Origin of the sequence: Haloactinopolyspora sp., assembly GCF_027324685.1 — a bacterium.
Taxonomy (GTDB): domain Bacteria; phylum Actinomycetota; class Actinomycetes; order Jiangellales; family Jiangellaceae; genus Haloactinopolyspora.
In genome coordinates this window covers 1-8,528 of record NZ_DAHVSH010000067.1, presented here as the reverse complement: position 1 = coordinate 8,528, position 8,528 = coordinate 1, and the positions used below count along the sequence as shown (strand labels likewise).

The following is an 8,528-nucleotide window of genomic DNA, read 5'->3' as shown; positions in this document are numbered from 1 at the left end:
TGGGCGTCGCCTACGAGGTCGGCGTCGTCTCCGCGCACCGGATGCCGCAGGCGATGATCGACTACGGGTCGGCGGCCGATCGGCGTGGGCTGCGGGTGTTGGTCGCCGGTGCCGGTGGCGCCGCTCACTTGCCGGGGATGCTCGCGTCGGTGACCTCGCTTCCGGTGGTCGGCGTGCCGGTGCCGTTGAAGCACCTCGACGGGATGGATTCGTTGCTGTCGATCGTGCAGATGCCGGCCGGTGTCCCGGTGGCGACGGTGTCGGTGGGCGGTGCGCGCAACGCGGGGCTCCTGGCGGCGCGCATCCTCGCCACCTCGGACGACGCGCTGCGCACGCGGCTCGACGCTTACCGGGCGGTGCTCGAGGCCGGCGCCCGGGCCAAGGGTGAAGCGCTGCGATCGCGGCTGGGCTGACGGTTCAGCATGTGGGGCCGCACTTGGGACGAGCCCGACCATAAGTTAGATTAGGCATTCCTTAGTGGTCGTCGTCCAGAGGAGCTCTCAGTGCCGTCCACGCTCGTCGCCGCCTCGGTGCAGGCCGGTTACGGCTCCCGGTCCGTCCTGCAAGACGTCGACGTCGACCTCGTCCCCGGTGGGGTGACGGTTCTGGTCGGGCCGAACGGTTCTGGCAAGTCCACGTTGCTGCGCACCCTGGCCCGGCTGCACACGCCCACGGCCGGCGTCGTGACGGTGGACGGCGTCGACGCGGCGAACCTGCGTGGGCGACAACTGGCCCGGCAGTTGGCGTTCCTGCCCCAGGGATCACCCATCCCGGCGGGGGTGACGGTACGCGAGCTCGTGGACCACGGACGTTACGCCCACCGAGGCGCGCTGGGCCGAGTGCGGGCCCGCGACCACGACGCCGTGGAATGGGCGATGACGGTGACCGGCACCACGGCCTTTGCCGACCGCAACGTCGACGGCCTGTCCGGCGGCGAGCGGCAGCGGGTCTGGATCGCGATGGTGCTCGCCCAGCAGACCGGCGTACTCCTGCTCGACGAACCCACCACGTATCTCGACCTGCGCTACCAGGTCGAGATCCTCGGCCTGGCCCGATCGCTGGCCGATGAGCACGGCATCACCGTCGGCCTCGTGCTGCACGACCTCAACCAGGCCGCGGCCTACGCCGATCACGTCGTGGTGCTCGCCGACGGTGGCGTGCTGGCCGCGGGCGCCCCGGGGGACGTGCTGACCGGCGAGACCATCGAAGCCGCGTTCGGGCTCGCGGTCCACGTCGTGGCGCACCCGCTCACGGGCCGGCCCACATGCCTGCCGTACGCCGCACCGGCGCCCACGGCCGTGGCGGGCTGACCACACCACAAACCACCCGGCCGCCGATCCGGCTGGCCCACACGAAGGAGAAAGCCAGACATGCGACGTGTCGCGTCTGCTGCCGCGACCGCGGCTGGACTCGCCTTGGTGCTCGCCGCCTGCGGGTCCGACGACGCCACCGACGAGACCTCCGACGGCGACGCGTCGGGTGAGGTCTCGATCGAGTACCACCACGGAACGCTCACGCTCGACGAGCCGGCCACCACGGTGGTCGCGCTGGAGTGGTCGCTGGCCGAAGACCTGCTGGCGCTCGGGATCGAGCCCGCCGGCGTCGCCGACGTCGAAGGCTATGAACTCTGGGTCGCAGCCGGCCCGCAGCTGGGCGACGACGTCGTCGACGTCGGTACTCGCCAGGAGCCCAGCCTCGAACAGATCGCCGCGCTCGAACCCGACCTCATCCTCACCGACGACGACCGCACCGGAGGCGACCTCACCGACCTCGAGGACATCGCCCCGACCTACTCCTCGGACTTCTACGGCCGAGACGGCGGCCAGCTGCAGACGATGCGCGACACGTTCTCCGACATCGCCACGCTGACCGGCACCGAAGACGTCGCCGCCGACGTGCTCGCCGACCTCGACGCCCGCACCGAAGAGTTCGCTGCGTCGTTGGAGGACGCGGACGTGCCGGCCACGTTCGTGCTGGCGCAGGGCTACACCTACGAGGGCGCGGCCACCGTGCGCATCTTCGGCGCGCCGACCATGGCCTCGGAACTGCTCGAGTCCGGCGGCATGACGAACGGGTGGACCGGCGAGACCGACGACTACGGTCTCACCGACACCGACGTCGAGGGGCTCACCAATGCCGACCCGTCGTCGTCGTTGATCTACGTCGCCCAGGACGACGACAACATCTTCACCGGTGAACTGGCGGACAACCCCGTCTACCAGGGTCTGGACTTCGTCGCGAACGATCGCGTGCACCCCATCGACCCCGGCACGTGGCTGTGGGGCGGGCCGGTCACCGCTGTGACGATCTTCGACGAGGTGTCGGCCGCGCTCGGCCTGTGATGTCTGGATTGCTCGGCGTGGGGTTCGGGGTGGGGTTCGGCGGTTGCTCCGTGGGCTCCGTGGTTCGTGGCGGTGAAGCATGCCACGAACCACTCTTTAGACGCCCACTACGCAACCGCCGAACCCCTTCCGGCTCCCGGTTGTGCCGCGTACCTGCGAGCTCACTACGCAACCGCCGAATCCCCTGCGGCTCCCGGTTGCGCCGCGTACCTGCGAGCTCACTGCGCAACCGCCGAACTCCACGCCGGTGCGGTTCACGCGACGCGAGGTCGCAGCGATCGAGTCGGGACGGGCGCCTGGGGAGCGGGCGTTCAAAGAGCGATTCATGGCACGCTTCATCGCCATGAATCGCGGAGCCCGCGAAGCAGACGCTCGTTCCGGCGCTGGTCCCGGCGCGCGCCCGTCCTCCCCGCCAGGGCGCGGAGCGCTGATCCTGGCTGCCGCGGTGGTGGTGCTGCTCGTGGTGGCGGTGATCCACCTCGGGCAGGGCAGCTCGGGCGTGGGCTGGGACGAACTGGCCGGCCTCGCCACCGGGGACGCGTCGGAGCAGGTCCGCGCGATCTTCACCGGCAGCAGAGCGCCGCGGCTGCTCACCGGCCTCGTGGCCGGTGCCGCACTGGCGTTGTCCGGCGCGCTGGCGCAGGCCGTCACCCGCAACCCGCTGGCCGCCCCCGAGATCCTGGGCGTCAACGCGGGCGGTTACCTGGCCGTGGTGGTCGTGGCGGCGGCGGGGGTGAGTCTGGGTGCGTTCACGTCGGCGGGGTTGGCCACCGCGGGTGGGCTGGTGGCGTCGGTGGCTGTGTGGGCGCTGGCGGGCCGGCAGGGGCTGACCTCCGGCGGGCGCGTGCTGCTGGCCGGGACCGCGATCACGATGGCCCTGATGTCGCTGGCCACGTTGCTCCTCGTGCTGTTCGAGCAGTCCACGCAGGGATTGTTCTTCTGGGGCAACGGGTCGATCGCGGCGATCTCGTCGCAGCGGGCGTGGCAGATGGGTGCCCTGGTCCTCGTCGTGACCGCCGTCGCGGCGGCACTCGTTCGTCCGTTGGACCTGCTGGCCATCGGCGACGAGGGGGCGCAGGCGCTGGGTGCGCGGGTCGGGGCCACGAAGCTGACCGCGCTCGCGCTGGCGGTGCTGGCCGCCGCGGCCGCGGTCACGGTCGCCGGGCCGATCGCGTTCGTCGGCGTGGTGGCGCCGGTGACGGTGCGCCTGCTGGGCGTCCACCGCCACGCGTTCCTGCTGCCGACCGCGATGGTTCTCGGCGCGGCCCTACTACTCGGCGCCGACGTGGTCGCGCGGTCGTTTCTGCGCTCGGCCAGTACCGGTGAGCTGCCCGCCGGGGTGATCACGGCGGTGGTCGGTGCGCCGATCTTCATCCTGTTGGCGCGGCGGATGAGCATCGGCAATGTCGACGACCAGGCCGCCGTGGTGGCGCGGCGGCGATGGCCGCTGGCCATGGTGGTGGTGGTCGCGCTCGCGTTGCTGACCGCCGGGATGCTCCTGGCGTTGAAGGTCGGCGACGTCACGGTGACCTGGGCGCAGGTGTGGCAGTGGGTCGGTGGCGACGCAGAAGCGGTGGTCGATCGTCGCTTCGGCCGGGCAGCGGTGGCCGCGACCGCCGGCGCCTGCTTGGCCGTCGCGGGGGTGGCCGTGCAGGCCGTCGTGCACAACCCGATCGCCGAGCCGTCGATCATCGGCGTGACCGGTGGCGCCGGCGTCGGCGCGGTGGCGGCGTTGATGCTCGTTCCGCAGGCACCACCGTGGGTGTTGCCGGTCGCGGCGCTCGTCGGGGGGATCGGGGCCGTGCTGCTGTTGCTAGCCGCCGCCGGACGCCGTGTCCGCGGCGGCCTGACCCTGGACCCCACGCGGGTGGTGCTCGTCGGCATCGGGGTCGGTGCGCTCGCGACGGCCGTGATCGCCGTGCTGGCCTTGCAGGCTCAGCTCGCGGTGAACCGGGCCCTGACGTGGCTGGCCGGCAGCACGTACGGGCGGGAGCTCGCCGACTTGCGGTGGCTCGTCGTTCCCGTCCTCGTCGGGGTGTCCTTGTGGCTGGTGGGTCGTTCGCTCGACCTGCTCGCCTACGGCGAGGACACGCCACGAGCTTTGGGCCTCGGCCTGGGCCGGACCCGGCTGGGGGTGCTCCTGTGCGGTGCCGTCATGGCCGCAGGCGCGGCGTCGGTCGTCGGGACGGTCGGATTCGTTGGCCTCGTGGCGCCACACACGGCTCGGGCCCTGGTCGGACCCGGGCATCGCCGCTTGATTCCGGTGGCGGCCGTGTTCGGTGCGTTGCTGGTGGTGGCCGCCGACGTGGTGGGCCGCAGCGTGCTGGCGCCGCGCGAGATCCCGGTCGGGCTGGTGGTGGCGCTGGTGGGCGCGCCGTACCTGGCGTGGCTGCTGCGCAGGTCGAACCGCGCCGCGGTGTAGCGACAACTGCCTCATGATCGGCGCTGTGGGGTGATCATGGGGCGCTGGTGGCGCGTGGTGGGGTGGTTGCCGGTGCTGTTGGGGTGATCATGGGGCGGTTGCGGCGTTATCGGGTCGTGGGTGACTCATGATCGTTGTGGTGGGTGCCGTGGGTGACTCATGATCGTCAGCCTCGAGGCGACAGCGACTACCCCAGCAGCTGCGATGTCGAGGACGCGGGCCCCCGCCGTCGGCTACGCGTACCGATTCGTACCCTGGCAGCCATGAACTGGTTGCTCCACGGCTTTCGCGTGTCGTCCGCACGGCGGGAGCTGGCGGCCTTGGCCGACCGGCTGGGCCTGACGGATCCGTCCGGGTGGGCTCCCGGGCTGCTGGCGTCGGTGGACCAGCATGCCTCGGCAGTGCGCGACATCCTCGATTTTCGAGGTGGACGATTCGGGGTGGTTCAGCTGGCGGCCTACGCCCGCGGCGTCGAGGACGTCGCGCGCGAGCACGGCTGGCGGCCGCCGGAACCGCCCGAGTGGGGCGGCCCGACGGCCGGCGACTGGGTGTCCCTGCGACTGGCCGGGGTCTGGCTGCTGACGGTGACGGGACCCGTCACGGTCGGAACGGCCAGCGGGGACGTCGACCCGCTCATGTACTTCTTCTGAGCTTGCCTCACGGGTAGTCGCGCGACGGGGGAGTGCCGTAGCCGGTGCTCGGCGTCTCCGTCGTCGGCGGTGGTGGCACTGCCTCGCCCTCGCTCCCACCGACCCCCGTCGTCGTCTCGTGGGCCCGCAACGCGTCTTCGCGGCCGCGGTCGTAGGCGCTTCCCCGGCTCAACGAGGAGGCTTCCTCCTCGGCCCGGCCGAGCCAGCGCTCCCAGCGCCGTTCCATCGGCCGCAGCATGCCGCCTCCGACCCCGACCACGATGACACCGGCGATGGTGGCCAGCACGGCGATCAGAACCGGCGTCGTCACCGTGGTGGCCACACCGATCTGGTTCAGCGCCGCGATCACGCCGAGACCGATGATGAACGCCTGCACCACTCGTGCGACCAGGCGCCCATAGCTCTGCGAGCTGAGCGCGCCTCCGATCAGATCGCCGACAGCGGTGGCTATGGCGCTGGCCACGACGATGATCACCACGGCGACCAGCAGCTGCGGCAGCCACGCCACGAGGCTGTTCAACAGGTCGCTGACCGGATTCGATCCGAAGACGCCGAAGGCCATCTGCAGGGCGACCAGCAGGATCGCGTAGTAGACGATGGCCGCGATGAGCCCACTGGCGTCGTACTTCGACTGTGCGAGCGCGCGTTTGACGCCGCCACGCTCCACGGCACGATCGAACCCGACGCGCTCGAGCAGCACGTCGACGCCTTTGCGCAGCGCCTTGGCGATCAGCCATCCGATCAGGAGGATGACCAGAAACGCCACGAGCTTCGGCACGAACGTGATGACGGAGTTGAGTGCGTCATCAAAGGACTGGGTGATGTTCATCCCGTTCACATCCCTTCGGGCTGGGCTCCGGCCTGTTGTGGCGGAGCCCAAGAGCCCGGGTCAGTTCGCCACCATGACTCGGTACCCCCTCGTGGCGCTTCCAAGCACCACGGAAAAATCCCAGGTGAACAGGGCATGACCGGAACGAGAGCCGCGTAACGACCTGCGCGGCTGTCAACCGACCGCCGACGGGTCAGCGGCGGGGCGGGGCGGTGGACGAGCGGACCACCAGTTCCGGGCGCAGCAGCAGCGAGCGGCCAGGCGTCGGTTCGCCGGCCTCGACGCGCGTCTTGAGCTCGGCGATCGCGGCCGCTGCCATGTCGGCCATCGGCTGGCGGACCGTCGTCAACGGCGGGTCGTAGAGGTCGGCCAGGACGATGTCGTCGAAGCCGACGACCGAGACGTCGGTGCCGACTTCCAGGCCGACATCGCGTATCCCGCGGCAGATGCCGAGGGCGCACATGTCGTTGATGGCCACGATGCCGGTGGGCGGGTCGCCACCGGTGAGTAGCTCATGGGCGGCGTTGCGACCGAGTTCCGCGGATTCGACGTCACCGAAGCGCCAGTCCGACGCGCCCGGCCACAGGATCGCCGATTCGGAGGACAGACCGGCTTGTTCCAGCGCGGCGGCGAACCCGCGGTAGCGGTCTTTGCGGTTGACGCTGCCCAGCGCCCCGGAGACGAAGGCCAGCCGGCGGTGCCCCAGGTCGGTGAGGTGCGCGGTGGCCAGCTGCGAGCCGACGGCGTTGTCGATACTGATGCTGACCAGCGTGTCCGGGTCGTCAGCTTGAGCAGCGCGGTCGAAGGCGACCAGGTGCAGGCCACGCTGCATGATCGGCGCGACGTGCTCCAGCGAGGGCAACGACGAGCACAAGACGATGCCGCGGATGCCGTCGGACCACAGTTCCTCGATGTAGCGGCGCTCCCGGTCGGGATCACGCTCGCTGTTGCACAGCAGGACGTGGTAGCCCTCGGCCAGGGCGGCGGACTCGAGTTGGCGCGCGAACGAACCCCAGAACGGGTTTCCCACCGACGGAACCACCAGCCCGATCGTTTGCGTACGTCCGGTTCGCAGTTGGCGCGCTGCTCGATTGGGCCGGTAGCCGAGCCGCTCGATGGTGTTCTCCACCCGCAGCCGGGTCTCTGGCAGCATCCGGTGGGCGCGCCCGTTCAGCAAGTTGGACACGGTACTGGGCGACACCCCGGCCGCCTTGGCGACCTGCTGAATGGTGACTTCTGCCATGCGTTTGTGCGCTCCGCTGCTGGTAACCGTCCCGGCTGGTGCCCGGTCTGGTGTAACGATGAAGTAGTAGAGCCGTCAGTTTAGCGAGCTAGATGGCGAGCGTCCAGGTTCTAGCTCTTGACGACGCAGTACCTCACCCCTATCTTCGGTACATCGTTACACCAGACTCGACACAATGGCGTGCCGGCACCGTCTCGTCCGAACCGCCGTGCGCCCTGCCTGAGTTGCCGCTGCGAAAGGAGCACAGCGCACATGAGGATCTGGAGACACCGACCGGGCAGTGCTCTGTTGGCGAGCGCCGCCGCGCTGTCGTTACTCACAGCCGCCTGTGGCGGTGACGACTCCGAGGCCTCCGGCGACGCCGGCGGCGACGGTACGGTGAGCGGCGAGATCACGCTGCTCACGCCGATCTATGAAGGCACCGACGGCGAGAAGTTGCTGGAAGAGGAGCTTCTGCCACAGTTCTACGAGCAGTACCCCGACGTCAGCGTCAGTGTGGACTACACCACCTACGGCACGCTGAACGAGAAGCTCACCACCGCCGTGGCCAGCGGACTGGTTCCCGACGTGATGATGATGGGCGTCGGCTGGGTCGAAGGCTTTGCCGACAAGGGGGTCTTGCGCGACCTGTCCGAGTTCGGCATCACGGCCGAATCGCTACAGGAGTCCTACACCGAGCAGATCGTGCGGGCGGGCATGTGGGAGGACAGCGTCTACGCGGTGCCGATCATGCTCGATACCCGCTTCGCCGTCGCCCGCAAGGACATCCTGGCCGAGGCTGGCTTCGACGAGCCGCCGAGCACCTGGGAAGAGTTGCGGGAGTACGCGATCGCGTTGACCGAGCGCGAACCGGACGGCACGCTGACCCGCGCCGGTTTCGACATGCTCTCGCACGATCTGCGGCAGATGTACGAAGTCTTCCTCTTCTCCTCCGGTGCATCGCTGTTCAACGACGACGTCACCGAGCCCGCGTTCAACTCGCCCGAAGGGGTCGAGGCGCTGCAGTTCATGACCGATCTCATCAACGAGGACAAGGTCGAGG

At 69.9% G+C, this 8,528-nt stretch carries 8 protein-coding genes; 6 read left to right on the top strand and 2 right to left on the bottom strand.

All coding sequences use genetic code 11. The annotated features are described in order from the left end of the window. From purE to M6444_RS07830, 5 genes are all read left to right on the top strand, one after another. Positions 1 to 413: 5-(carboxyamino)imidazole ribonucleotide mutase (gene purE, locus M6444_RS07850; protein WP_298325224.1), on the top strand; the 413-nt coding region annotated here is incomplete at its 5' end. Positions 414 to 503: 90 nt separating this feature from the next. Then, on the top strand, positions 504 to 1,310 hold the full coding sequence (locus M6444_RS07845) for an ABC transporter ATP-binding protein (RefSeq protein ID WP_298325222.1): 807 nt from the start codon (positions 504 to 506) through the stop codon (positions 1,308 to 1,310). A 60-nt stretch (positions 1,311 to 1,370) separates the two neighbouring features. Beyond that, positions 1,371 to 2,342, top strand: a complete 972-nt coding sequence (locus M6444_RS07840; protein WP_298325220.1) for an iron-siderophore ABC transporter substrate-binding protein — start codon at positions 1,371 to 1,373, stop codon at positions 2,340 to 2,342. 325 nt (positions 2,343 to 2,667) lie between these two features. Further along, on the top strand, positions 2,668 to 4,764 hold the full coding sequence (locus tag M6444_RS07835) for an iron ABC transporter permease (protein WP_298325216.1): 2,097 nt from the start codon (positions 2,668 to 2,670) through the stop codon (positions 4,762 to 4,764). A 263-nt stretch (positions 4,765 to 5,027) separates the two neighbouring features. Further along, positions 5,028 to 5,414 carry a DUF6401 family natural product biosynthesis protein gene (locus tag M6444_RS07830; protein WP_298325213.1) on the top strand — a complete coding sequence of 129 codons (387 nt, stop codon included), beginning with the start codon at positions 5,028 to 5,030 and terminating at the stop codon, positions 5,412 to 5,414. 7 nt (positions 5,415 to 5,421) lie between these two features. Here the strand turns inward: M6444_RS07830 and M6444_RS07825 are convergent, their stop codons facing one another. Together M6444_RS07825 and M6444_RS07820 are read right to left on the bottom strand one after the other, a co-directional pair. Next, positions 5,422 to 6,243 (bottom strand): hypothetical protein, encoded by an 822-nt coding sequence (locus tag M6444_RS07825; protein WP_298325210.1) that lies wholly within the window; start codon positions 6,241 to 6,243, stop codon positions 5,422 to 5,424. A gap of 193 nt (positions 6,244 to 6,436) precedes the next feature. After that, on the bottom strand, positions 6,437 to 7,486 hold the full coding sequence (locus M6444_RS07820; RefSeq protein WP_298325207.1) for a LacI family DNA-binding transcriptional regulator: 1,050 nt from the start codon (positions 7,484 to 7,486) through the stop codon (positions 6,437 to 6,439). A 252-nt stretch (positions 7,487 to 7,738) separates the two neighbouring features. Here M6444_RS07820 and M6444_RS07815 point away from each other — a divergent pair. Continuing rightward, positions 7,739 to 8,528 (top strand): extracellular solute-binding protein (locus M6444_RS07815; protein ID WP_298325204.1); only part of this gene is annotated, 790 nt, incomplete at its 3' end.

Excerpts from the sequence above, each read along its gene's own strand:
- M6444_RS07835 (WP_298325216.1), top strand. The coding sequence starts at position 2,668 with ATGGCACGCTTCATCGCCATGAATCGCGGAGCCCGCGAAGCAGACGCT.
- M6444_RS07825 (WP_298325210.1), bottom strand. The coding sequence starts at position 6,243 with ATGAACATCACCCAGTCCTTTGATGACGCACTCAACTCCGTCATCACG.
- M6444_RS07830 (WP_298325213.1), top strand. The coding sequence starts at position 5,028 with ATGAACTGGTTGCTCCACGGCTTTCGCGTGTCGTCCGCACGGCGGGAG.
- M6444_RS07820 (WP_298325207.1), bottom strand. The coding sequence starts at position 7,486 with ATGGCAGAAGTCACCATTCAGCAGGTCGCCAAGGCGGCCGGGGTGTCG.
- M6444_RS07840 (WP_298325220.1), top strand. The coding sequence starts at position 1,371 with ATGCGACGTGTCGCGTCTGCTGCCGCGACCGCGGCTGGACTCGCCTTG.